Genomic DNA, 24423 nt, shown 5'->3' on the forward strand with positions numbered 1-24423 from the left:
CCGTACCGATCAGAACAATCTCGCCGGATGCGGACACACGCGGCTCAGCGGTGCGGGCACGCCTCAGGCGTGACAGGCGCGAGGACGCGGGGAGGGGCTGGGGCGCCGTACGACAGGGCCGTCGGCGGATACGGCGAGCAGCCGGCCGACAGAAGCAGGCGCCGACCGTGACCAACTCCCGCCCGGGAGCGGGCAGTCGGCCGCCGGACACCGGTCACCCCGTCGGCTCCAGGAACCCCTGCTCCACCAGCAGCCGGATCTGGGCCGGTGTCCGGTCGCGCAGCAGGACCGGGTCCTCGCCCACGAGTTGGGCGATGGCGTCGAGGATGCGGCCCGCGCTCAGGGTGCCGTCGCAGACGCCGGCGAAGCCCGCGCCGACCGTGTCCACCTTCGTCGCCCGGCGCATACCGCGGTGCTGGCGCAGCACGACGTGCTCGGGGTCCTCGGCGCCGGGCAGCCCGACCTGTTCCTGGATGATCTCGGGGGCGAGCCTGAAGTGGGCGGCGAGCAGGGCCGCGTCGTCGTGGGCACGCAGGTAGTCGACGCGGTCGAAGTGCACGCGCACGGTGTCGCCCAGCGGCTGCTCGACCGGGTGCGGCCACTCCTCGACGGTGATCGAGGGTGCGTCGGAGTCCGTCCTGCGCAGGGTGATCCAGCCGAAGCCCACGGCCTTGACCTTGCGCGCCTCGAACTCGTCGAGCCACGCGTCGTAGAGCGCCTCGTACGCGGCCGTGTCACCCCGGTGGTCGCCGGCGTCCCTGAGCCACAACTCGGCGTACTGCGTGACGTCCTGGACCTCTCGCTGCACGATCCAGGCGTCGCACCCGCGCGGCACCCACGACCGCAGCCTGTCCTGCCAGTCCTCCCCCTCCACGTGCTGCCAGTTGGCGAGGAACTGCGCGAATCCGCCCTCGCGCAGCCGCTCTCCCGCCTGCTGAACGAGCGACCGGCACAGATCGTCCCCGCCCATCCCGCCGTCGCGGTAGGTCAGCCGGGCACCCGGCGAGATCACGAAGGGCGGGTTCGACACGATCAGGTCGTACGTCTCGTCGTCCCGGACCGGCTCGAACAGCGAGCCCTCGCGGAGGTCGGCGGCCGGTGCGCCGGACAGCGCGAGGGTGAGCGCGGTGATGTGCAGGGCGCGCGGGTTGACGTCGGTGGCCGTCACGCGCGTGGCGTGCCGGGCCGCGTGCAGCGCCTGGATGCCGGAACCGGTGCCGAGGTCGAGCGCGGCGGAGACCGGCGTCCGTACGGTGATGCCCGCGAGCGTGGTGGACGCGCCGCCCACCCCGAGGACGACGCCTTCCTCCCGGCTGCCGATGCCACCCGCCCCGCCGACCGCACACCCCAGGTCGGACACGATGAACCAGTCCTCGCCCTCGGGACCGCCGTACGGCCGTACGTCCACGGTCGCGGCGACCTCGTCGGCGCCCACGGACACCAGCCACCCGCTCTCCACGCACGCGGTGACGGGCAGCACGTCCGCCACGCGTGCGTGCGGCACGGGCTGCTGGAGCAGGAACAGCCGGACCAGCGTCTCCAGCGGGGTGTCGCCTCTCGTCGCCCGGAGTGCCGGCACGGTCTCGCTGCGGGCCAGCGCCGCGTACGCGGGGGCACCGAGCAGTTCGAGCAGTCCGTCGGCGGTGAAGGAGGCGCCGAGCAGGGCGTCCCGGAGCCGGGCGGCGACCTCCGGGCGGTCGGATGCGGGCAGGGTGGGCAGGCTGGAGTTACTCACACCCCCATTGTGGCCGCTCGGACCGACAACGCGCCCGCACATGCGAAGGCCCCGGCACGCACGCGTACCGGGGCATCTTTCAGTCACTGAAACAATCAGGACGCCGACGACGAGGCCGACGCGGACGCCGACTTGCACGCCTCCTGCTTGGTCATCGCCTTGCCGACATCGCCCTCTTCGAGGGTCTTCAGGGCGTCGTTCCCGCTCGTGCTGAGCTTGTCCAGCGAGGTAGCGATGCCCTTGAGGCCGTCCGCGAACTTCGCCTGGTCCTTGGTGTTCAGCCCGTCCACCTGCTTCTTCAGGGCGGCGTACGACGTGGAGATGTCGTTGAGCTCCTTGACGGCGTCCTGCTGCTTCTTCGCGCCGTTGTCGACGTCCGGTGCCCCGGCGCTGTTCACGGCGGCCCCGATCGCCTTGTAGGCGTCGGACATGTCCTGGAAGGCCTGCGAGTCGGTCTTCTGGACCTCTTCCGGGGTGCTGTTGTCCGAGGTCTCCTTCTGGATCGCCGTGTTGGCGGCGGCGATCTTCTTCGCCTGCGGCTGCACGGCGACGCAGACCTGCTTGGCCCAGGAGTCCAGCTTGGCGTCGCTGTTGTCGCCGCCGCTGCTGCATCCCGACAGCGCCAGTACCAGTACCGCACCGCCGGACAGTGCGGCCGCGAGCTTCTTGTTCACCGGATTGGTCCCTTCCATGGCTCTCGGCCCCGGAACATACACGCCGAACGGGCGACGCCCCCGGGCCTAAGGTCCGATAGGAGACCTTTTGAAGCCATTTGCACCAAGCGAGAGAAGGCTCACGGCAAGGGCGTGAACACGCGCAGAACGGGCGGGCGGCGCCCCAACGCGCGCCGCCCGCCCGCCCTTTGAGCTGGACCTCGCAAGGCCCTCTGAACCGGGCCTCGTAAGACCGCCTACGAAACCACCGCGGGATCCGCCGACTTGGTCATGCGTTCGGCGTCGCCCTCGTCCCCCACGACGATCCCGCGCCGCTTGGAGATGTACACCGCGACGACGATCACGAGGAACGCGAGCACCGAGATCGTGATGCGCACCCCGATGTTCTTGTCGTCGCCGTAGCTGAACTTGATGACCGCGGGCGCGATGAGCAGTGCGACGAGGTTCATCACCTTCAGCAGCGGGTTGATCGCCGGTCCCGCGGTGTCCTTGAACGGGTCGCCGACCGTGTCGCCGATCACCGTGGCGGCATGGGCCTCACTGCCCTTGCCGCCGTGGTTGCCGTCCTCGACGAGTTTCTTCGCGTTGTCCCAGGCACCGCCCGAGTTCGCGAGGAAGACCGCCATCAGCGTGCCGGTGCCGATCGCGCCCGCGAGGAACGAGCCGAGCGCGCCGACGCCGAGCGTGAACCCGACCGCGATCGGCGTGAGCACCGCGAGCAGACCGGGCGTGGCCAGCTCCCGCAGCGCGTCCTTGGTGCAGATGTCGACGACGCGGCCGTACTCCGGTGTCTCGGTGTAGTCCATGATCCCGGGGTGCTCGCGGAACTGCCGCCGCACCTCGTAGACCACGGCCCCGGCGGACCGGGACACCGCGTTGATCGCCAGCCCCGAGAAGAGGAAGACGACCGCGGCACCGACGATGAGGCCCACCAGGTTGTTGGGCTGGGAGATGTCCATCATCAGATTGAGTGGCGCGCCCGGTCCCGAGACCTTCTCGCCGACGTCGTTGGCGGCGGTGAGGATCGCGTCCCGGTACGACCCGAAGAGCGCCGACGCCGCCAGGACGGCGGTGGCGATGGCGATGCCCTTCGTGATGGCCTTGGTGGTGTTGCCCACCGCGTCCAGGTTGGTGAGCACCTGCGCGCCCGCGCCCTCGACGTCGCCGGACATCTCGGCGATGCCCTGCGCGTTGTCGGAGACCGGCCCGAAGGTGTCCATGGCGACGATCACACCGACCGTGGTGAGCAGACCGGTACCGGCCAGCGCCACGGCGAACAGCGCCAGCATGATCGACGCACCGCCGAGCAGGAACGCCCCGTAGACGGCCAGACCGATCAACAGGGCGGTGTAGACGGCCGATTCGAGGCCGAGGGAGATGCCCGCGAGGATGACGGTGGCCGGGCCGGTGAGCGAGGTCTTGCCGATGTCCATCACGGGACGGCGGTTCGTCTCCGTGAAGTAGCCGGTCAGCTGCTGGATGAGTGCGGCGAGCACGATGCCGATGGCCACGGCGACGAGCGCGAGGATCCGCGGGTCGCCGTCCTTGACCTTGATCGCCGCGTCGGTGACGCCGTCGAGGTCGGCGTACGACGACGGCAGATAGACGAAGACCGCGATCGCCACCAGCACGAGCGAGATCGCCGCGGAGATGAAGAAACCCCGGTTGATCGCGGACATGCCGCTGCGGTCGGACCGGCGCGGCGCCACCGCGAAGATCCCGATCATGGCGGTGATCACACCGATCGCCGGCACGAGCAGCGGGAAGGCGAGCCCGGAGTCGCCGAACGCCGCCTTGCCGAGGATCAGCGCGGCGACCAGCGTCACGGCGTACGACTCGAAGAGGTCGGCCGCCATGCCCGCGCAGTCGCCGACGTTGTCGCCCACGTTGTCGGCGATGGTCGCGGCGTTGCGCGGGTCGTCCTCCGGGATGCCCTTCTCGACCTTGCCGACCAGGTCGGCGCCGACGTCGGCGGCCTTGGTGAAGATGCCGCCGCCGACCCGCATGAACATGGCGATGAGGGCGGCACCGAGGCCGAATCCCTCCAGCACCTTCGGCGCGTCGGCCGCGTACACCAGCACCACGCAGGAGGCGCCGAGCAGACCGAGCCCCACCGTGAACATGCCGACGACGCCGCCCGTGCGGAAAGCGATCTTCATGGCTTTGTGCGAGACGGCGGTGAGATCCTTTTCGGGCTCACCCTCCGCCGGGGTCGCTTCCCGGGCCGCCGCGGCGACACGGACATTACTGCGTACGGCGAGCCACATGCCGATATAGCCGGTGGTCGCCGAGAACACCGCGCCGATCAGGAAGAAGATCGATCGTCCGGCGCGCTGATTCCAGTCGTCCGCGGGCAGCAGCAGAAGCAGGAAGAAAACGATCACGGCGAATACGCCGACCGTGCGCAACTGCCGTCCCAGATAGGCGTTTGCGCCTTCCTGGACCGCTGCCGCGATCTTCTTCATGCTGTCCGTGCCCTCGCCTGCCGCGAGCACCTGGCGGACCAGGATGCCTGCGACCACTAGCGCTGCCAGGGCCACGACGCCGATCACCATCACGAGGATGCGGTTGTCGTGGGTCAGGACTGCGGCTGCGATGGTTGTGGGGTGGCCAAACTGCTGAGGGGTAGAAAGCCCCGCCATTCGTCCTCCTTGACGCCTGTGCTGAGCTCAAGATGTGGACGGATTGTAGGTACCGGAACCTGATCAAAACAGTGCGCGGCAAACGGAATTGGCCTTCGCATAGTAATGCCTTAAAAGCATTGGCGCTTGATCAAATTATCGGGGCATCGATCAGACATTGATCGTGAATTGATTCACGAATTCTTTCGCGCCGCCGGTACGTCGCCGGTACGCGATCACGGAACTCTTCCGGAAATGCCGAAGGGCCCTGCTCAGCAGGGCCCTTCGGCTGTGGTGTGCGGCGGTTTTCAGGAGAGCATCGCGGCCGACGGCGTGGTCGGCCAGGTCATACGGATCGATCCGCCGTGCTCCCCGGCGGTGACCTCGACATCGTCGACGAGCCCGCTGATGACCGCGAGGCCCATCTCGTCCTCCTCGGTGTCGACGTCCGGATCGTCGCCCAGGGACCCGGGCGCCTTGTCGCCGGGAGCCGAGCGCGGTGCCTCGTCGCCGACCTCGATGGAGAACTGCTTCTCCTCCTCGATCAGCAGCACCTTCACCGGGGCGGTGATCCCGCTGCTCTGGTGCAGCCCGACGGCGCGGGTACAGGCCTCACCCACGGCGAGTCTCACCTCGTCGAGTACGGCCTCGTCCACTCCGGCCCTGCGCGCCACCGCTGCCGCCACCAGTCGGGCGGTCCTGACGTGCTCGGGCAGCGCGCTGAAGCGGAGTTCAACGGTGGCCATGCATCCCCCTCGGGACTACGGGCGTGCTGTCGGAGGGCCGGGCTGCCGAAAGCCCGGTCCACCGGTCGTCTATACGGCCGATCGGGGAGCGGTCACACGCCGCTCCCGGAACGGTCGGTCAGTCGGTGGCCGCCACCGCTTCCTCGACCGAGGTGTGAATCGGGAACACCTTGGTGAGGCCGGTGATACGGAAGATCTTCAGAATGCGCTCCTGGTTGCAGACCAGGCGCAGCGAGCCCTCGTGGGCACGCACCCGCTTCAGGCCGCCGACCAGCACGCCGAGCCCGGTGGAGTCGAGGAAGTCGACCCCCTCCATGTCCACGACGAGGTGGAAACTCCCGTCGTTCACCAACTCGACCAGCTGTTCGCGCAACTTGGGCGCGGTATATACGTCGATTTCTCCACCGACCTCGACGACCGTACGATCGCCGACGGTACGGGTCGACAGGGACAGGTCCACGGATCCTCCAGCACCTTGCTATCGAGCGGTCATCCCATGGGACACCTCGGCAGAGCCCCCAGGACGGTTCGCCAGCCGCGATGGCATTCAATCACTTACCGCAGGGCGTGCACGACGCCTTGGCTCCATTGTCCGTCACGCCAGTGACACACTCGGTGCCGATGGCCAAGAATCAGCGAACCGATCGACCCTCGGTGGACCCGGTGTCCGGGCTCTCGCCGAGCACGGTTCTGGACCGGCTCGCGTCGGGACCGAGCCGGGCTTCGCGCATCACTCATACGGAGCACTTGCCCCCACGTGAGGGCCGCCATGCCGTCTGGCCTGACCGGATTCGCGCCGAGGTGATCGCCACCGTCCAGGAAGCCGGTATCGAACACCCCTGGGCCCACCAGGCACAGGCCGCCGAGCACGCTCTCGACGGCGAGTCAGTGATCGTTGCCACAGGCACCGCCTCGGGCAAGTCGCTGGCTTATCTGGTACCGGTCCTCTCGACCCTCCTCGATGGCTCCGAGGCGCCCAACGGCCGCGGCACCACCGCCCTCTACCTGGCCCCCACAAAAGCCCTGGCGGCCGACCAGCTCCGCTCTGTGAAGGAACTTTCACAACCGCTGGGCAATGCCGTTCGCCCGGCCGTGTACGACGGCGATACTCCGTTCGAAGAGCGCGAATGGGTACGCCAGTACGCCAACTACGTCCTGACCAACCCCGACATGCTCCACCGCGGCATATTGCCCTCGCACCCGCGCTGGTCCTCCTTCCTGAAGTCCCTGAAGTACGTCGTCATCGACGAATGCCACACCTACCGGGGCGTGTTCGGCTCCCACGTCGCCCAGGTACTGCGCCGCCTGCGCCGCCTCTGCGCCCGCTACGGCTCCTCCCCCGTCTTCCTGCTCGCCTCCGCGACCGCCGCCGAGCCCTCGGTCGCCGCCCGCCGCCTCACCGGCCTCCCGGTGGTCGAGGTCGCCGACGACGCCTCACCCCGCGGCGAACTTGTGTTCGCCCTCTGGGAACCCCCGCTCACCGAACTGCACGGCGAGAAGGGCGCACCGGTCCGCCGTACGGCCACCGCCGAGACGGCCGACCTGCTGACCGACCTCGCCGTCCAGGGCGTGCGCTCGGTGGCCTTCGTACGCTCCCGGCGCGGCGCCGAGCTGATCGCGCTGATCGCCCAGGAACGCCTCGCCGAGGTCGACCGCTCGCTGGCCCGCCGAGTCGCCGCCTACCGCGGCGGCTACCTCCCCGAGGAGCGCCGCGCCCTCGAACGCGCCCTCCACTCCGGCGAGTTGCTCGGCCTGGCCGCCACCACCGCCCTCGAACTCGGCATCGACGTCTCCGGCTTGGACGCCGTACTGATCGCCGGCTACCCCGGCACCCGCGCCTCCCTGTGGCAACAGGCGGGCCGCGCCGGACGCTCCGGCCAGGGCGCTCTGGCCGTCCTGGTGGCCCGCGACGACCCCCTGGACACCTTCCTCGTCCACCACCCGGAGGCCCTGTTCGACCAGCCGGTGGAGTCCACGGTCCTGGACCCGGACAACCCGTACGTCCTGGCCCCCCACCTGTGCGCGGCAGCGGCGGAACTCCCGCTCACCGACGAGGACTTGGACCTGTTCGGCCCGGCGACGGCGGACCTTCTCCCACAGCTGGAGTCCGCGAAACTGCTCCGCCGCCGCGCGAAGGCCTGGCACTGGACCCGCCGCGAACGGGCCGCCGACCTCACCGACATCCGCGGCGGGGGCGGAAAGCCGGTCCAGATCGTCGAGAACGGCACCGGCCGCCTGCTGGGCACGGTCGACGAGGCCGCCTCCCACGCGACCGTCCACGAGGGCGCGGTCCACCTCCACCAGGGCCGCACGTACCTGGTACGCGCCCTGGACCTGGAGGACTCGGTGGCCCTGGTCGAGGAGGCGAGCCCGCCCTATTCGACGGTCGCCCGCGACACCACGGCGATCTCCGTCCTGGAGACGGACGTCGAAATCCCCTGGGGCCAGGGCCGGTTGTGCTACGGCTCGGTCGAAGTCACCAACCAGGTCGTCTCCTTCCTCCGCAGACGTGTCATCACCGGTGAAGTCCTCGGCGAGTCGAAACTCGACCTCCCTCCCCGTACGCTCCGCACCCGCGCCGTGTGGTGGACGGTCACGGAGGACCAACTCGACGCCGCCCGTATCAACCCGGAGATCCTCGGCGGCGCCCTCCACGCCGCCGAACACGCCTCGATCGGCATGCTCCCCCTCTTCGCCACCTGCGACCGCTGGGACATCGGCGGAGTATCGGTACCGCTGCATCCGGACACGCTGCTGCCGACGGTCTTCGTCTACGACGGCCACCCCGGCGGCGCGGGCTTCGCCGAGCGCGCGTTCCACACCGCCCGCGCCTGGCTCACCGCCACCCTCCAGGCCATCGCCTCCTGCGAGTGCGACGCCGGCTGCCCGTCCTGCATCCAGTCCCCCAAGTGCGGCAACGGCAACGAGCCGTTGCACAAGCGGGGGGCGGTGCGGTTGCTGACGGAGCTCCTGCGGGAGGCGCCGGAGGATGTGCGAGAGGTGCCGGTGGAGAAGGTGGGCGGGGCTTAGAGGGCCGGTGGAGCAGGGACCGGTGGAGGGGCAGGCGCCGACGGTGGAGGCGCCGGTGACGGTACCGGCCCCGCAGGCCCCGCCCGTGCCCTGACCTCCGCCGCGAACGGTCCCCGGCCCGCCCCCGCCGTCACGTCCGACGTCTCACCCACGATCACGCACCGCACAAGACGCGTCCCCTGCGCCCGCGCCACCCGCTCCGCCCGGGCACAGGCCCCCGCGCCGCCCTCCGTCCAGTGGTCGGCCGCCGCGAGCGCCGCGAGATCCGCACCGCCCGCCGCGCGGTGCCGGGCCACGACGGCCTGCCCCAGGGCGAGCACGATCCCGAACACGACACACATCACGGCCATCGCCCCGAGGCTCCACACGGTGGCGGACCCACGGTCCGAGTGACGGGACCTCATATGCCGCCCCAGAGCGGGAATCACGCGCCCCAGGGCCGGAATCACATCCCGTAGCGCGCCGATACGACACCTCACGGCCCCGCCCTCCCCTGGCCCACCGTCTCCTCCGCCAACGCCACGGCCTCCTCCCGCACTTCGAAGGGCAGCCCGCTCAGCACCGGCGGTTTCGCGACGACGACCACATGGACCTGATCGCCCTCCCGCGCAACCGTGACCTTCGCGCCGCGCGGTGCCGTGTCCCGGACCACCTGGACGACCGCGTCGGCCGGGTCCTGCCGAGCCGCGGCCCGGGCGCCCGAGCGTGCCGCGTCCACGCACTGGATCTGCGCGGCCACCACGAGCAACCCCCACACGAGCGCCATAGCGAACATCACCAGCACGGGCAGGACCACGGCCGCCTCCGCCGTCACGAACCCCTCGTCCCCGCCCCGGCGTTCACACCTTCGCATCGAGGGCCCGCTTCACGATGCTCTGCAGCTCCGCGCTGACCGCTCCGCTGGTCACGACCTTGTAGAGCACCACCGCGAACGCCACCGCCGCGACCAGCCCCATCGCGTACTCGGCGGTGGCCATCCCCGCATCGCCACGCGCCAAGGCGCCCCGTCGCACCCGTACCCGTACCGCTCGCACCACTCGTACCGCTGCTGCCTGCACTGTCTGCACTGCCTTGTTCATCTCAACCCCCGTGAGGTTCTTGGTTCTTGTCGGTTCAGCTACTCGATCAGCCGTTGTTCGTCATACGTCCGTCACCGCCCGCTCCTCCCGTCAGCCGCCGCCCCCTCCCGTCGCCCCGCCCGCGAGGCCGATCACCACGGGCAGCACGCCGACCGCGATGAAGGCGGGCAGGAAGCACAGCCCCACCGGTGCCGTGATCAGGACGGCCGCCCGCCGGGCCCGTGCCGTCGTGGTGCGGGTCCAGTCGGCGCGGGCCTCCGCCGCGAGCCGTGCGGCCGGTCCGGCGGCGGGGAGTCCCGACTCGTCGGCCCGTTCGAGCAATCGGGCCAGCGGGCCGGCGCACGGGAGTACGGCCAACCTCCGCCAGGCGTCGGCCGGTTCGCCGCCGAGCCGTACCTCCGCCGCCGCACGCGCCAGCCGTTCCCCCACGGGCCCTGCGAGGGCCTCACCGACGGCCTGGGCGGCGATCACCGGCGAGGCCCCGGCGGCGATGCAGGCGGCCAGCAGGTCGGCCGCGAGCGGGAGTTGGCGGGCGGCGGTCGCGGCATCGCGTTCGGCGCCGGTGTCGTCGGCCACCTGTCGGCGCCGCCACCGCCACAGCCCGAGGGCGACTGCCGCACCCACCACGACTCCGGCGACCCCGCCGACCAACACCCACCCGGCGCCCACCACACCCACCGCGGGCAACCAGCGCCGCGCAACGTCCCGAGCCTCGAACCGCCGGACGGCAAGCGGCACTTCCCGACCCTGCCGAGCTTCCCGAAGCAGCAGCCCGGCCAGCCTCCGCCGCGCCCTCCGCTCACATCGCACCCCGTCCAGCCATCGCACCACCCACCCCACGACCAACACCGCCCCCAAGACCACCCCCAGCCTGTGGACAACTTCCGTACTCACGCCGCCTCCTCTCTCCGACTCCAGCCAACTTCCGCTGCCGCTTCCACGCCCACACCGGGCTCTCGCCGAGCGCCGGATCCCCTCAAACCCCGCGACGACCAAGCGATCCCCGGCACCCCGCCCACCCTTATGCCCTCAGGGGCGCGGGGAACTGCGCGACCAGCCCCCACACCCACCCCCAGCCCGGCCCGACCCCGACACCCCAGCTCACGCCGCCTCCACCCCCCGCACAATCCGCAGCGCCCACCACAGCCCCACGCCCTCCAGCAACCCCCCGACCACCAGGCACCCCAACCCCGCCCCGCTGTGCAGCAGCACCCGCAGCGGATCGGCGCCCATCGCCGCACCGAGCAGCAGCCCGAGCACCGGCAACCCGGCGAGCATCACCGCGGTGGCCCGCGCCCCCGCCAACTGGGCGCGGAGGTCGGCCCGTTGGTCCCGGTCCGCGCGCAACGCCCCCTCCAGCCGGTCGAGTCCGGCAGCGAGCCCCGCTCCCTGGTCCACGGCCACCCGCCAGCACGCCGCCAGCCCCGACAGACCGTCCGCGCCCGGCTGCCGTGCCGCCGAGGTGAGCGCACCCGGCACGTCCCCGCCGAACCGCGCCGCCGCCAACACCGCGGCCTGCGCCGCACCGAGCCCGCCGGAGTCATGCGCCGCCCGCAACAACGCCTCCCCCGGCTGCCGCCCCGCGCGCACCTCCCCGGCGAGCGCCGAGCACAGCGCGATCACCGCGTCCCCGCTCAGCTCCCGTGCCCGTCGCGCCTCCCCGGCCAGCCGCGCCCGCCGTAGCAACGGCACCCCGACCGCCCCCGCGACGACCGGAATCACCGAGGCACCCAGTACCGCCACCACCAGCCCGACGGCCAGTGACCACCACTCGGCCCGCAACCGGCTCCGGATCCGCCGCAGTTCGTCGACGGCCCGCTCCCAGGAGGATGGCCCGATGCCCACCACCTCACCGCCCGCGAACAGCAACTGCGCCCGCCGCGCCCCGGACTGCTGCCCGCCCATCAGCCAGACCAGGGCCCCGGCACACACCGCCGCCACCCCGACCGACAGCTCACCCGTTCCCACGCCCATCACCACTCCCACTCGCCGTAGTCCGTCCCGTGCACACGCGCCTCACGACTCCCACTCGCCCGCCGCCCGTCCTGCACGCCGGAGTTCGTCACCGACACGCCTCTGGCCCCCTTCGCCACCACCGTGAATCAACTCCCGCAACCGCTCCCACCCCCGCTCGTACGCGAACGCCTCCGCTCCCCACCGCAGCGCCGGCACGGTCCGTACCAGCCCCGACGGGTCCCGCTCCAGGACATGCACCTCGGCGATCCGCCGGCGCCCGGTCCGGTCCCGTACGAGGTGCAGGACCACCGACAGCGCAGCCGCCAACTGGCTGTGCAGCGCGGCCCGGTCGAGGCCGGCGGCCGTGCCCAGGGCCTCCAGGCGAGCGGGTACGTCGGCCGCCGCGTTCGCGTGCACAGTTCCGCAGCCGCCCTCGTGCCCCGTGTTGAGCGCGGCGAGCAGATGGACGACCTCCGGGCCGCGCACCTCCCCGACGACCAGCCGGTCCGGCCGCATCCTCAGTGCCTGGCGGACAAGGTCCTGGAGCGTGACGAGCCCGGCGCCCTCCTGGTTGGCGGGTCTGCTCTCCAGCCGTACGACGTGCGGATGGTCCGGCTTCAGCTCCGCCGAGTCCTCGGCCAGCACGATCCGCTCACCCGGCCCGACCAGCCCGAGCAACGCGCTCAGCAGTGTCGTCTTGCCGCTGCCGGTACCGCCGCTGATGAGGAAGGACATCCGTGCCTCGATCAGGGCCCGCAGGATCCGGTCGCCGCCGGGCGGCACCGTGCCCGCCGTGACCAACTCGTCGAGCGTGAACGCCCGCGGTCGTACGACCCGTAGCGACAGGCAGGTGCAGCCGACGGCGACCGGGGGCAGTACGGCGTGCAGCCGTGTCCCGTCGGGCAGCCGGGCGTCGGCCCAGGGCCGTGCGTCGTCCAGTCGGCGTCCGGCCACCGCGGCCAGCCGCTGCGCGAGGCGTCGTACGGCTGCCGCGTCCGGGAAGTTGATGCCGGTGAGTTCCAGTCCGCCGCCCCGGTCGACCCACACCCGGTCCGGGGCCGAGACGAGGACGTCGGTCACCGAGGGGTCGGCGAGCAGGGGCTCCAGTGGGCCACTGCCCACCAGTTCGGACCGCAACTGCTCGGCCGCGCCGAGGACTTCGGCGTCCCCCAGCACCCGCCCCTGCTCGCGCAGCGCCTGCGCCACCCGCGCGGGAGTCGGCTCGCCCCCGCTCTCGGCCAGCCACCGCCGCACGCCGTCGAGCAGCCCCGTGGGCAGCTCCGGCCCACCGCGCACCCCGACGCCGGCCGAAGTCCAGTGCCCCGAAGCACCCGCCGGGTCCCGCACCCGATCGAGCCCGACCGCCCCACTCACCGGGGCTGCCGGCGAAGCACCGGCTCCAAAAGACGCGCCCTTCATGGCCTTCGCCGAAGCGTCCTCGGAAAGCCCGCCGCCCCTTCCCGTCAACGCCCTCATACGCCACCCGCCTCGACCAACGCCCGCTCCCAGAACTCCCGGCAGAACCGCGCCAGCGGCCCCCGACCGGCCGCCCCCGGCGGCGCCTTGCCCTCGTGCGGCCTCAACAGCCCCGACTCGACGGGCACTTCGCCGGCCAGTGGCAGTCCGAGCAGCCGGGACACCTCGCGGTCGTCGAGGCCGGGGGTGTACGGCCCGCGTACGGCCACCCGCAGATCGCGCAGGACCATGCCGACGGCGGAGGCGACCCGTCCGGCCGCCGCCACGGCGCGCAGTTCGGCGGGGACCACCAGGAGGCCCACGTCCAGTTGGGCGAGGGTCTCGGCGACCCCGTCGTCGATGCGGCGCGGCAGGTCGACGACGACCGTGCCGCCGCGCCTCCTGGCCGCGGCGAGCACCGCCCGGACGGCCTGGGGCGGGATGGCGACGCAGTCGCCGCGGTCCCAGCTGAGCACCCGGAGGGAGTGCAGTTCGGGGAGGGACTCCTCCAGGGCGCCGCCGCCGACCCGGCCGCGTGAGGCGGCGAACGCGGGCCAGCGCAGGCCTTCCGCCGTCTCACCGCCGAGGAGTACGTCGAGCCCGCCGCCCAGTGGATCCGCGTCCACCAGGAGCGTGCGCAGCCCCTCACGCGCGGAGGTGACGGCGAGAGCGCACGCGAGCGTGGACGCTCCGGCCCCGCCTCGGCCGCCGATGACGCCCACGGTGAGCGCGGGGCGGCCGACGCCCTCGGCCACGTCGGCGATGCGGTCGACCAGCCACTGCTCGCCGTCGGGCAGCATCAGGACGTGGTCGGCGCCGATCTCGACGGCTCGCCGCCAGACCCCGGAGTCGTCCTGGTCCCGCCCGACCAGCACCACCCCGCGTCGGCGGGCGGCCCCGCGCACCCGTCGTGCCGCGTCATCGCCGACCAGGACGAGCGGCGCAGCCTCCCAGCCGCCCCGTCGCTCCGGCATCCCGTGATGGACCTCGGGCGTCGCGCCGGCCGCCGCGCACAGGCGCAGCAGGTCGTCGAGGAGTTCGGCGTCCTCGGTGACGATCAACGGTCCGCTCTGTCGCCCTCCGGCGGCGGGCGGCTGATCGTGTGTGACAGTTCCGGCCATGTTTTCCATCCCCCATCGCTGTGTCTCTCGCGTCACCCCTGCGGCCCCGCGATTTCCAAAGGTGTGGAGAACCGGTGACCGGCCCTCCATATGCACGGCCGACAGAAACCGGCCAAACGCGTCCGACAAACGGAACGGACCATGAACTCGCCGCGAGCGAGGACGCGTTGGAATCACGGTGCGGGCATCGCGGAAATCATGTGGATCTTGGTCGAAAACTGTGGACAACTCCGGGCCTGTGAATATCGCCTTCACCCATACCGGTGACCCCTGTACTGACCTCTGTGCGAGTTCCGCAGCGCAGTCCGCCAACTACACACGGTGACGAGTTCTGGGCATGGGAAAGAGGCGGCACCAGCCGCCTCGGGATGGCCTCACGACCACGTACAGGGAGGGAAAAAGCGTCCGGACATGCGACGACCCCCACCGGGGGGGAGAGTGGGGGTCGCCTTCACGGCCGACTCGGGGGGGGAGGAGCCGGACCGCGTTAGCACGGTCGCGAACGATCCGTGACTTCCATGGTGTACCCGAGAGCCCTCTCAGGCAAACCCACGCGCCACACCTTACGCCGAATGGGCTGCCCCTATGCTCGGGGTTGTGGAAAACCACTCCTTGCCCCGCACAGCAGCCTTCTTTGACCTGGACAAGACGGTCATTGCGAAGTCGAGCACGCTCACCTTCGGCAAGTCCTTCTACCAAGGCGGACTGATCAACCGCAGGGCCGCCCTGCGGACCGCCTATGCGCAGTTCGTCTTCCTCACCGGCGGCGCCGACCACGACCAGATGGAGCGGATGCGCAAGTACCTGTCCGCACTCTGCCGCGGCTGGAACGTCCAGCAGGTCAAGGAGATCGTCGCGGAGACGCTGCACGACCTGATCGACCCGATCATCTACGACGAGGCGGCCTCCCTCATCGAGGAGCACCACTCGGCCGGCCGCGATGTGGTGATCGTGTCCACGTCGGGCGCCGAGGTGGTCGAGCCGATCGGTGAACTCCTGGGCGCGGACCGGGTGGTGGCGACCCGCATGGTCGTGGGCGACGACGGCTGTTTCACCGGCGAGGTGGAGTACTACGCGTACGGCCCGACGAAGGCCGAGGCGATCAAGGAGCTGGCCCAGTCCGAGGGGTACGACCTCGACCGCTGCTACGCCTACAGCGACTCGGCGACCGATGTGCCGATGCTCCAGTCCGTGGGCCACCCCTACGCCGTGAACCCGGACCGCACGCTGCGCCGCGAGGCACTCGCGCGCGGGTGGCCGATTCTGGACTTCAACCGTCCGGTCCGGCTCAAGCAGCGACTGCCCACGCTCTCCGTACCGCCCCGCCCGGCGCTCGTCATGGCCGCGGCCGTGGGCGCCGCTGCGGCCACCGCGGGGCTGGTCTGGTACGCGAGCCGACGCAGGGCGGCGACCGTTTACGCCGGTTAGTGACCCTTTGAACGTAAAAGTAAAGAACCGCGGCCAGGGGTTCCGCTTCCTCCAGGGCTGGAGTACAAAGGATTCAACGGCCCGCGAGACCAAGGACATCCGAAAGGATCACCTTAATAACGCATTTGGCCCCACGGACCGCGCATGAACACCGAGCACCCACGCGACGTCGACCCGTCGATTACGGGCCAGCCGCACCAGGTGACGGGCAATGTTCCCGGCCTGATGGGCAATATTTCGAGGACGCTTGGTAACCCGGTGGAACATGCCAGCGGCGGTACGAATCCTCGTACCGCCGCATCCCTGTGACGGCCCCCTATAGGGGGCCTTTTTCATATCAACTCAACGGTCGTCGCTACGCGGCGCCGCGCTGCAGGGCCTCGCACACCGCGGTCGACTCCCGCGCCCCCAGCTCGACCGCCCGGCCGCAGTGCGCGATCCAGGCGGCCACGCCCTCCGGGGTGCCGGAGACATAGCCGTCCAGCGCCGCCAGATAGGCCGCGCGCCCCAGTTCGGCGTGACCGACCTCCGCCGGGCACACGGACTTCGGGTCGAGGCCGCTGCCGATGAGGACGATCCGCTCGGCCGTGCGCGCGATCAGGCCGTTGCGGGAGGTGAAGGGACGTAGCGCGAGCAGCTCGCCGTGCACGACGGCGGCCGTCACCAGCGCCGGCGCCGAACCGCCCACGATGATCAGTTCCGAGAGACCCTCAAGTCGGCCGGACACCTCGGCCGCGCCCGGGAGGGGCAGTTCGACGAGCGGCTCGTCGACGGACTCCCCCTCCTGTCGCGGCCGTCCGACCTCGCCCTCCTTGCTCGCGGCCGCCACCAGGTGCAGCCGGGCGAGCACCCTCAGGGGCGACTGCCGCCAGATGGACAGCAGTTGGCCCGCCTCGGCGGCCAGCCGAAGGGCCGCGCCCACGGTGCGGGCCTCCTCGTCGCCACTGAAGTCGGTGCGCCGACGCACCTCTTCCAGTGCCCAGTCGGCCCCGGACAGCGCCGCGGAACCACGCGCGCCGCGCAGCGCCGCCTCGGCGGTGATCTCGTTGCTGCGGCGCCGCATGACCCGGTGCCCGTAGACCCGGTCCACGGCCTTGCGCACGGACTCGACGGACTCGGCCACTCCGGGCAGCGTGCTCAGGGCCGCCAGCGGATCGGCGGTCGCTCCTGTCGTACTCATGAGTACGACATTACGGGCCCCGGCCTCGCACCCCACGAAGGAGTGGTCTTCTTCACGCACGCCTGCCACGTACAGCTATGACCCGACTACGCTTCGTGAACATGAAAATTGCTTTCGTCGGGAAGGGCGGCAGCGGCAAGACCACGCTGTCCTCCCTGTTCATCCGCCACCTTGCGGCCACCGCCCAACCGGTCGTCGCCGTCGACGCGGACATCAACCAGCACCTGGGCCCCGCACTCGGCCTGGACGAGGCGGAGGCCGCCGCGCTGCCCGCACTGGGCGAGCATCTCCCGCTGGTCAAGGACTACTTGCGCGGCACCAACCCACGCATCGCCTCCGCCGACACGATGATCAAGACCACCCCGCCCGGCGCGGGCTCCCGGCTGCTGCGGGTACGCGAGAACAATCCGGTTTACGACGCCTGCGCGCGACCGGTGGAACTCGACGGCGGCGCCGTCCGTTTGATGGTCACGGGCCCCTTCACGGACGCCGACCTGGGGGTCTCCTGCTACCACTCCAAGACGGGAGCGGTGGAGTTGTGCCTGAACCACCTGGTGGACGGGCGCGACGAGTTCGTCGTGGTGGACATGACGGCGGGCTCGGACTCCTTCGCCTCCGGCATGTTCACCCGCTTCGACATCACGTTCCTGGTGGCCGAGCCGACCCGGAAGGGGGTCTCCGTCTACCGCCAGTACAAGGAGTACGCCCGCGACTTCGGAGTCGTCCTGAAGGTCGTCGGCAACAAGGTGCGGGACCAGGACGACCTCGACTTCCTCCGCGCCGAGGTCGGGGACGACCTGCTCGTGACGGTGAGGCACTCGGACTGGGTGCGCGCCATGGAGAAGGGCCGGCCGCCCCGGTTCGAGCTCCTGGAGGACGTCAACCGCCGCGCCCTGCGCATGCTGGAGATCGCCGCCGACGCGACGTACGGGCTGCGTGACTGGGAGCGCTACACGCAGCAGATGGTGCACTTCCACCTGAAGAACGCGCGGAGTTGGGGCAACGAGCGCACCGGGGCCGACCTGGCGGCGCAGGTCGACCCCGGTTTCGTACTCGACGAGAGCGTCACCGCTTCGGCGTGAGGCGCGCCCCCTCTGGACCCTCTACTGCTTGACCGCCGGCGCCCCGGGGACGCCCTTCGGGGCCGGGGCGGGGCGGCCGGTCAGGAAGGACGTCCAGCCCGGCTTCGGTGCCTCGCCGACGTTCAGGGTGCGCAGCTTCGCCAGGGTCCCCGGGTCCTGGGCGTCCAGCCAGTCGGACAGCTGCCGGAAGGAGACGCAGCGCACCTCGGACTTGTTGCAGACCTTCTCGATGACCTCGTCGAGGGCACGCATGTAGGTGCCGCCGTTCCAGGACTCGAAGTGGTTGCCGATGACCAGGGGCGCGCGGTTGCCGTCGTAGGCCCGGTCGAAGCCCTTGAGCAGGCCGTCACGCATCTCGTCGCCCCACTGCTCGTACTTGTCGGGGTCGCCCTGGGTCAGCGTGCCGGACTGGTTGACCATGAAGTTGTAGTCCATGGTCAGCTGCTCGTAGGAGTGGCCGGGGAAGGGGACGAGCTGCATGGACAGGTCCCACAGCCCCTCCTTCTTCTTGGGCCAGATCTGGTCGTTGACCCCGCTGGTGTCGTAGCGGAAGCCCAACTGGCTCGCCGCCTTCATGAAGTTGGCCTGACCCTCCAGGCAGGGCGTGCGGGCGCCGACGAGTTCCTTGTCGTAGTCGAAGGGCAGCGGGGATGCCTTCTTCATGCCGGAGTTGGTCTTCCAGCTCTTCACGAACTGCTTCGCCTGGGCGATCTCGCTCTTCCACTCGGCGACCGACCACTCGCCGACGCCGCCGTTCTTGCCGCAGAAGTGACCGTTGAAGTGGGTGCCGATCTCGTTGCCCTCCAGCCACGCCAGGCGCAGCTGCTTCACGGTGTCGGCGATGCCCTGCTCGTCGTTGAAGCCGATGTCCGAGCTGCCCGGCGAGTGCTCCGGGGGCTTGTAGAGGTCACGCTTGTCCTCCGGCAGCATGTACACGCCGCTGAGGAAGTACGTCATGTTCGCGTGGTTGGCCTTGGAGACCTTGCGGAAGTGGGAGAACAGCTTCTGGCTGTCCTCACCGGCACCGTCGAAGGAGAAGACCACGAACTGCGGGGGCTTCTGACCGGGCTTGAGCCGCTCGGGTCTGGGCAGATGCGGCTGCGCCCCGGTGTACGACGTGGAGCCGTCCCCGATCAGGCGGACTCCGCTCTTGGGTGCCGGGGCGGGCGCCGCCTTGTGCGGACCGTTTGCTCCGTGCGGGGATCCGTTGCCGATCGCGCAACCGGCGAGCGACGCGGCACAGGCCGCGGCGATCACGGCGCCCGCGGTGATCCTCTGGGTGGCGGCCATGTCCGCCCACCTTCTTCCTTCGTTCGGACCGACGCCGATCAGGGCGTTTTCTGGCGATGTGCCGGGATTCCCGGCAGCGGCGCCAAGGTCGCACGGGGCCAGAGGTGGGATTAGTACGACAAGCCGATGAAATTCTCACTTCACTCTTCACAGTGATTTATTGACCCATTTGCCCGTAAATTCCATGCCTGACCTTTACTCTGCATTACGATCCATTTACCGAGCGTTGAGATATCCCGCCGCTGCACGCCGTGACCCACGGCCGCGACCGACCCCCGCCATCGACGGGGACCACCAGTTCCGCGACCGCGCTGCCCCGGAGGAGACGGGAAGACATGTCAGCCTGCGTACCCACCCACGCCACCGACTCGAATGCGAACGCGAATCGGACGAAGCACGTCCACCCACCCCACAGCCCGCCGCCCCCGCACCGCCGCTTCCGCATCGCGGGCGCCGATGTGTCGGCCTCCATCGCGGTCTTCCTGATCGCCCTGCCCCTGTCCCTCGGCATCGCCCTCGCCACCGGCGCGCCCCTCCAGGCCGGTCTGGTCGCCGCCGCCGCGGGCGGACTCGTCGCCGGTCTGCTCGGCGGCTGCCCGCTCCAGGTCAGCGGCCCGGCCGCCGGACTCACCGTGGTCACCGCCGACCTGATCCACCGTTACGGATGGCGTACGACCTGCGCGGTCACCGTCCTCGCAGGACTCGCCCAACTCGCCCTGGGCTGCGTGCGCGTGGCCCGCACCGCGCTCGCCGTCAGCCCCGCGATCGTGCACGGCATGCTGGCCGGCATCGGTGTCACCATCGCCGTCGCCCAAGTGCACATCGTGCTCGGCGGCACCCCGCAGAGCTCGGTCCTCGCCAACCTCCGCGCGTTGCCCGCCCAGTTGGCCGACCTGCATCCGGCCGACGTGGCGATGAGCGTGCTGACGCTGGCCCTTCTGCTGCTGTGGCCGCGCGTCCCCGGCCGGCTCGGGCACCTGATGCGCAAGATCCCGGCCGCGCTCGTCGCCGTGGCCGGGGCCACTCTCACCGCCTCCCTCACCGGGCTGAGCCTGGCCAAGGTCGACCTGCCGTCCTGGTCCAGCCACGCGCTGGCCGGACTGCCCGAGGGCCCGGTGCTCGGGATCGCCGCCGCCGTCCTCACCACCACGCTGGTGTGCAGCGTGCAGTCGCTGCTCGGCGCCGTCGCCGTGGACAAGCTGGTCGCCGGGCAGCCCGGGCTCTCCGCCCGCGTCGGCCGCTCCGACCTGAACCGCGAACTGCTGGGCCAGGGCGCCGCCAACATCGTCTCCGGCGTGCTCGGCGGACTGCCGGTCGCGGGCGTGGCCGTGCGGAGTTCGGCGAATGTGCAAGCCGGTGCCGTGAGCCGGAACTCCACGATGCTGCACGGCGTTCTCGTAGTGGTAGCCGCGCTGCTGATGGTCCCGGTGCTGGAGCTGATTCCCCTCGCCTCGCTCGCCGCACTCGTGATGGTTGTCGGCATCCAGATGGTGTCCCTGCACCACATCCGCACGGTGACCCGCCACCGCGAAGTGCTGGTCTACGCCGTCACCACCCTCGGCGTGGTGTTCCTCGGTGTCCTGGAGGGCGTGCTCCTCGGGGTCACCGTGGCCGTCGCCGTCGCCCTCAACCGCCTCGCCCACACCCGCATCACGCACGACGAGAAGGAAGGAGTCCATCACGTACACGTCCGAGGGCAGTTGACGTTCCTCGCGGTGCCGCGGCTCAGCCGCACCCTGCATCTCGTACCCCAAGGCGCCCACGTCGTCGTGGAGTTGGACGGTTCGTTCATGGACCACGCGGCGTACGAGTCACTGCAGGACTGGCAGAACGCGCACACCGCGCGCGGGGGTTCCGCCGAACTGACCGGGCGGCGTACGGGAGTTCGTGTCGCCGAGCCGGGACACACCGGGGGCGAAGCGACACCGGCCGGCACTCCGACCGCATCCACCGGCTGCCGCTGCCACCCCTGGACGCCCTGGCGCAACCACCAGTGCGACCACCCGCAGTCCACCCCGCCGAGCGGACACCCCGGCGAGCCGACAGACCGTTCCGCGCCCGGCACCGCCGCACCGAGCGGCACCGGCACGGACAGCCGTCCCGGCCCCGGCGGACACCAACTCGCCCGTGGCATCAGCGCGTTCCAGCGCAACACCGCGCCGCTCGTGCGGGGCGAGCTGGCCCGGCTGGCCAGGGAGGGGCAGCGGCCGTCGCAGCTCTTCCTGACCTGCGCCGACTCGCGGCTGGTGACGTCGATGATCACCTCCAGTGGTCCCGGCGACCTGTTCGTCGTGCGGAACGTGGGCAACCTCGTGCCGCCGCCCGGCGAGGAGAACGGGGACGACTCGGTGGCCGCGGCGATCGAGTACGCGGTGGACGTGCTGCGCGTGAGATCGATCACGGTGTGCGGGCACTCCGGGTGCGGGGCCATGCAGGCGCTGCTCAACTCCGAGCCCGGGGGCGCCCGGACACCGCTGAAGCGGTGGCTGGCGCACGGGCTGCCGAGCCTGGAGCGGATGGCCGACGACGGCCGACCCTGGGCGCGGCTCGCCGGAAGGGCACCCGCCGACGCCGTGGAGCAGCTGTGTCTGACCAATGTGGTGCAGCAGTTGGAGCATCTGCGGGCGCACGAGTCGGTGGCGCGGGCGTTGCGGAAAGGGGCGCTGGAACTGCACGGGATGTACTTCCATGTGGGGGAGGCACAGGCGTACTTGCTGACCGGGGAAGGTGGGGACGAGTTGTTCGACGGGGTGGGGGTGGCGGACCTGTCGGCCTGAACCTCGTTCACCCCGTGTCCGTGGGTACGAAAGACCCCCGTCACGCGCATCGCCCCGCGGGTCCGATGACAGGTCTAAACCAATATTTCGACGACCCTTGTCATCGGACCCCCGGGTCTGATGAGCTGGCCCGGGACACAACGGACACCCTGGGAAAGGCAGATGCCGTGAGCAACGAAAGCCTGGCCAACCTGTTGCGCGAGGAGCGCAGGTTCGCACCCCCCGCCGACCTGGCGGCGCACGCCAATGTCACGGCGGAGGCGTATGAGCAGGCCAAGGCTGACCGGCTCGGCTTCTGGGCCGCGCAGGCCCGCCGCCTGAGCTGGGCCAAGGAACCGAGCGAGACGCTGGACTGGTCGAACCCGCCGTTCGCCAAGTGGTTCAAGGACGGCTCGCTCAACGTGGCGTACAACTGCGTGGACCGCCACGTCGAGGCGGGCAACGGCGATCGCGTCGCCATCCACTTCGAGGGCGAGCCCGGCGACAGCCGTGCGATCACCTACGCCGAGCTGAAGGACGAGGTCTCCAAGGCCGCCAACGCCCTGCTGGAGCTGGGAGTTGAGAAGGGCGACCGGGTCGCCGTCTACATGCCGATGATCCCGGAGACCGCGGTCGCGATGCTGGCCTGCGCGCGCATCGGTGCCGCGCACTCGGTGGTGTTCGGCGGTTTCTCGGCGGACGCGCTCGCGACCCGTATCCAGGACGCGGACGCCAAGGTCGTCATCACCACGGACGGCGGCTGGCGGCGCGGCAAGCCGTCCGCGCTCAAGCCGGCCGTGGACGACGCGGTCGACCGCCCGGACAGCGGCGTCGAGCACGTGCTCGTGGTCCGCCGTACGGGCCAGGACGTCGCGTGGAACGACGAGCGGGACGTGTGGTGGCACGAGATCGTCGACCGGCAGTCGGCGGAGCACACGCCCGAGGCGTTCGAGGCGGAGCAGCCGCTCTTCATCCTCTACACCTCCGGTACTACGGGTAAGCCCAAGGGCATCCTGCACACCTCCGGCGGCTACCTCACCCAGGCCGCGTACACGCATCACGCGGTCTTCGACCTCAAGCCGGAGACCGACGTCTACTGGTGCACGGCCGACGTCGGCTGGGTCACCGGGCACTCGTACATCGTCTACGGCCCCCTCGCCAACGGCGCGACCCAGGTCATGTACGAGGGCACCCCCGACACCCCGCACCAGGGCCGCTTCTGGGAGATCGTCCAGAAGTACGGGGTGACCATCCTCTACACGGCGCCGACCGCGATCCGTACGTTCATGAAGTGGGGCGACGACATCCCCGCGAAGTTCGACCTCAGCAGCCTGCGCATCCTGGGGTCCGTCGGTGAGCCGATCAACCCCGAGGCGTGGATCTGGTACCGCAAGCACATCGGGGCCGACAAGACCCCCATCGTCGACACCTGGTGGCAGACCGAGACCGGCGCGATGATGATCTCGCCGCTGCCCGGCGTGACCGCGACCAAGCCCGGTTCCGCGCAGACGCCGCTGCCCGGCATCTCCGCGACGGTCGTCGACGACGAGGCCAACGAGGTCCCGAACGGCGGCGGCGGTTACCTGGTCCTGACCGAGCCGTGGCCGTCGATGCTGCGCACGATCTGGGGCGACGACCAGCGGTTCCTCGACACGTACTGGTCGCGTTTCCCGGGCAAGTACTTCGCCGGTGACGGTGCGAAGAAGGACGACGACGGCGACATCTGGCTGCTCGGCCGGGTGGACGACGTGATGCTCGTGTCCGGGCACAACATCTCCACCACCGAGGTCGAGTCCGCGCTCGTCTCCCACCCGTCCGTCGCCGAGGCGGCCGTAGTGGGCGCGGCGGACGAGACGACGGGTCAGGCGATCGTCGCGTTCGTCATCCTGCGCGGCACGGCGAACGCCGAGGACGAGAACCTCGTCGCCGACCTGCGCAACCACGTCGGCAGCGTCCTCGGCCCGATCGCCAAGCCCAAGCGGGTCCTCCCGGTGGCCGAGCTGCCGAAGACCCGCTCCGGCAAGATCATGCGCCGTCTGCTGCGTGACGTGGCGGAGAACCGGCAGCTGGGAGACGTCACCACCCTGACCGACTCCACGGTGATGACGTTGATCCAGGAGAAGCTCCCGGCGGCGCCGAGCGAGGACTGACCAGCCCATACGTCCGTGAGGGGCGCCCGGCAGCGAACGCGCCGGGCGCCCCTTTCGCGCATAACGTGAGATCCGTAGGACTCATCCCGCCGCATCTTAGGTAAACTAAGCAAAGCGTCA

At 70.6% G+C, this 24423-nt stretch carries 20 protein-coding genes; 6 read left to right on the plus strand and 14 right to left on the minus strand.

All coding sequences use genetic code 11. The features are described from left to right. Nucleotides 1–214: 214 nt before the first annotated feature. From AB0I69_RS05340 to bldG, 5 genes are all read right to left on the minus strand, one after another. Nucleotides 215–1735: a class I SAM-dependent methyltransferase gene (locus tag AB0I69_RS05340; RefSeq protein ID WP_363094224.1), complete on the minus strand. Its 1521-nt coding sequence runs from the start codon at nucleotides 1733–1735 to the stop codon at nucleotides 215–217. A gap of 95 nt (nucleotides 1736–1830) precedes the next feature. Further along, nucleotides 1831–2427, minus strand: coding sequence for a small secreted protein (locus tag AB0I69_RS05345; protein WP_363094225.1), 597 nt, complete (start codon nucleotides 2425–2427; stop codon nucleotides 1831–1833). Nucleotides 2428–2645: 218 nt separating this feature from the next. After that, complete coding sequence (locus AB0I69_RS05350; protein WP_363094227.1) at nucleotides 2646–5051, minus strand: sodium-translocating pyrophosphatase; 2406 nt, start codon at nucleotides 5049–5051, stop codon at nucleotides 2646–2648. 287 nt (nucleotides 5052–5338) lie between these two features. Next, entirely contained in the window at nucleotides 5339–5776 is a 438-nt protein-coding gene (locus AB0I69_RS05355; RefSeq protein ID WP_363094228.1) for an ATP-binding protein, read from the minus strand. Between the two features lie 118 nt (nucleotides 5777–5894). Continuing rightward, nucleotides 5895–6236, minus strand: coding sequence for an anti-sigma factor antagonist BldG (gene bldG, locus AB0I69_RS05360; RefSeq protein ID WP_003975386.1), 342 nt, complete (start codon nucleotides 6234–6236; stop codon nucleotides 5895–5897). Between the two features lie 80 nt (nucleotides 6237–6316). Here bldG and AB0I69_RS05365 point away from each other — a divergent pair, with 80 nt between their 5' ends. Beyond that, nucleotides 6317–8806: a DEAD/DEAH box helicase gene (locus AB0I69_RS05365; RefSeq protein ID WP_363094229.1), complete on the plus strand. Its 2490-nt coding sequence runs from the start codon at nucleotides 6317–6319 to the stop codon at nucleotides 8804–8806. On the opposite strand, the gene AB0I69_RS05370 is transcribed toward AB0I69_RS05365, so the two are convergent. From AB0I69_RS05370 to ssd, 7 genes are all read right to left on the minus strand, one after another. After that, entirely contained in the window at nucleotides 8803–9210 is a 408-nt protein-coding gene (locus AB0I69_RS05370) for an Rv3654c family TadE-like protein (RefSeq protein ID WP_363094230.1), read from the minus strand. The genes AB0I69_RS05365 and AB0I69_RS05370 overlap by 4 nt on opposite strands. A 71-nt stretch (nucleotides 9211–9281) precedes the next feature. Next, on the minus strand, nucleotides 9282–9659 hold the full coding sequence (locus AB0I69_RS05375) for a TadE family type IV pilus minor pilin (RefSeq protein ID WP_363094231.1): 378 nt from the start codon (nucleotides 9657–9659) through the stop codon (nucleotides 9282–9284). After that, nucleotides 9646–9885, minus strand: coding sequence for a DUF4244 domain-containing protein (locus tag AB0I69_RS05380; protein ID WP_363094232.1), 240 nt, complete (start codon nucleotides 9883–9885; stop codon nucleotides 9646–9648). The genes AB0I69_RS05375 and AB0I69_RS05380 overlap by 14 nt, the downstream gene beginning before the upstream one ends. Before the next feature lie 90 nt (nucleotides 9886–9975). After that, nucleotides 9976–10779 (minus strand): type II secretion system F family protein, encoded by an 804-nt coding sequence (locus AB0I69_RS05385; protein WP_363094233.1) that lies wholly within the window; start codon nucleotides 10777–10779, stop codon nucleotides 9976–9978. 207 nt (nucleotides 10780–10986) lie between these two features. Further along, on the minus strand, nucleotides 10987–11859 hold the full coding sequence (locus AB0I69_RS05390; RefSeq protein WP_363094234.1) for a type II secretion system F family protein: 873 nt from the start codon (nucleotides 11857–11859) through the stop codon (nucleotides 10987–10989). A 42-nt stretch (nucleotides 11860–11901) separates the two neighbouring features. Continuing rightward, nucleotides 11902–13260, minus strand: a complete 1359-nt coding sequence (locus tag AB0I69_RS05395; RefSeq protein ID WP_363094995.1) for a TadA family conjugal transfer-associated ATPase — start codon at nucleotides 13258–13260, stop codon at nucleotides 11902–11904. 53 nt (nucleotides 13261–13313) lie between these two features. Further along, on the minus strand, nucleotides 13314–14417 hold the full coding sequence (gene ssd, locus AB0I69_RS05400; protein ID WP_363094235.1) for a septum site-determining protein Ssd: 1104 nt from the start codon (nucleotides 14415–14417) through the stop codon (nucleotides 13314–13316). Between the two features lie 585 nt (nucleotides 14418–15002). On the opposite strand from ssd, the gene AB0I69_RS05405 reads away from it, so the two are divergent. Continuing rightward, the gene (locus tag AB0I69_RS05405; RefSeq protein ID WP_363094236.1) at nucleotides 15003–15845 is read left to right on the plus strand and encodes an HAD-IB family hydrolase; all 843 of its coding nucleotides are present in this window, start codon (nucleotides 15003–15005) and stop codon (nucleotides 15843–15845) included. A 144-nt stretch (nucleotides 15846–15989) separates the two neighbouring features. Continuing rightward, on the plus strand, nucleotides 15990–16154 hold the full coding sequence (locus AB0I69_RS05410; protein ID WP_363094237.1) for a hypothetical protein: 165 nt from the start codon (nucleotides 15990–15992) through the stop codon (nucleotides 16152–16154). A 46-nt stretch (nucleotides 16155–16200) separates the two neighbouring features. On the opposite strand, the gene AB0I69_RS05415 is transcribed toward AB0I69_RS05410, so the two are convergent. Beyond that, nucleotides 16201–17025: an oxidoreductase gene (locus tag AB0I69_RS05415; RefSeq protein ID WP_363094238.1), complete on the minus strand. Its 825-nt coding sequence runs from the start codon at nucleotides 17023–17025 to the stop codon at nucleotides 16201–16203. A 101-nt stretch (nucleotides 17026–17126) separates the two neighbouring features. Here AB0I69_RS05415 and AB0I69_RS05420 point away from each other — a divergent pair, with 101 nt between their 5' ends. Continuing rightward, a complete protein-coding gene (locus AB0I69_RS05420; protein WP_363094239.1) occupies nucleotides 17127–18107 on the plus strand; it encodes an ATP-binding protein in 981 nt (326 codons plus the stop codon). 21 nt (nucleotides 18108–18128) lie between these two features. Here AB0I69_RS05420 and AB0I69_RS05425 read toward each other — a convergent pair whose 3' ends face one another. Next, on the minus strand, nucleotides 18129–19397 hold the full coding sequence (locus tag AB0I69_RS05425; protein ID WP_363094240.1) for a hypothetical protein: 1269 nt from the start codon (nucleotides 19395–19397) through the stop codon (nucleotides 18129–18131). Between the two features lie 335 nt (nucleotides 19398–19732). On the opposite strand from AB0I69_RS05425, the gene AB0I69_RS05430 reads away from it, so the two are divergent. Together AB0I69_RS05430 and acs are read left to right on the plus strand one after the other, a co-directional pair. Then, nucleotides 19733–22174 (plus strand): SulP family inorganic anion transporter, encoded by a 2442-nt coding sequence (locus AB0I69_RS05430; protein ID WP_363094241.1) that lies wholly within the window; start codon nucleotides 19733–19735, stop codon nucleotides 22172–22174. A 125-nt stretch (nucleotides 22175–22299) separates the two neighbouring features. After that, nucleotides 22300–24303, plus strand: coding sequence for an acetate--CoA ligase (gene acs, locus AB0I69_RS05435; RefSeq protein ID WP_363094996.1), 2004 nt, complete (start codon nucleotides 22300–22302; stop codon nucleotides 24301–24303). The last annotated feature ends 120 nt before the right edge of the window (nucleotides 24304–24423 follow it).

Origin of the sequence: Streptomyces sp. NPDC050508 (assembly GCF_040655155.1) — a bacterium.
In the GTDB taxonomy this organism is placed as follows: Bacteria; Actinomycetota; Actinomycetes; order Streptomycetales; family Streptomycetaceae; genus Streptomyces.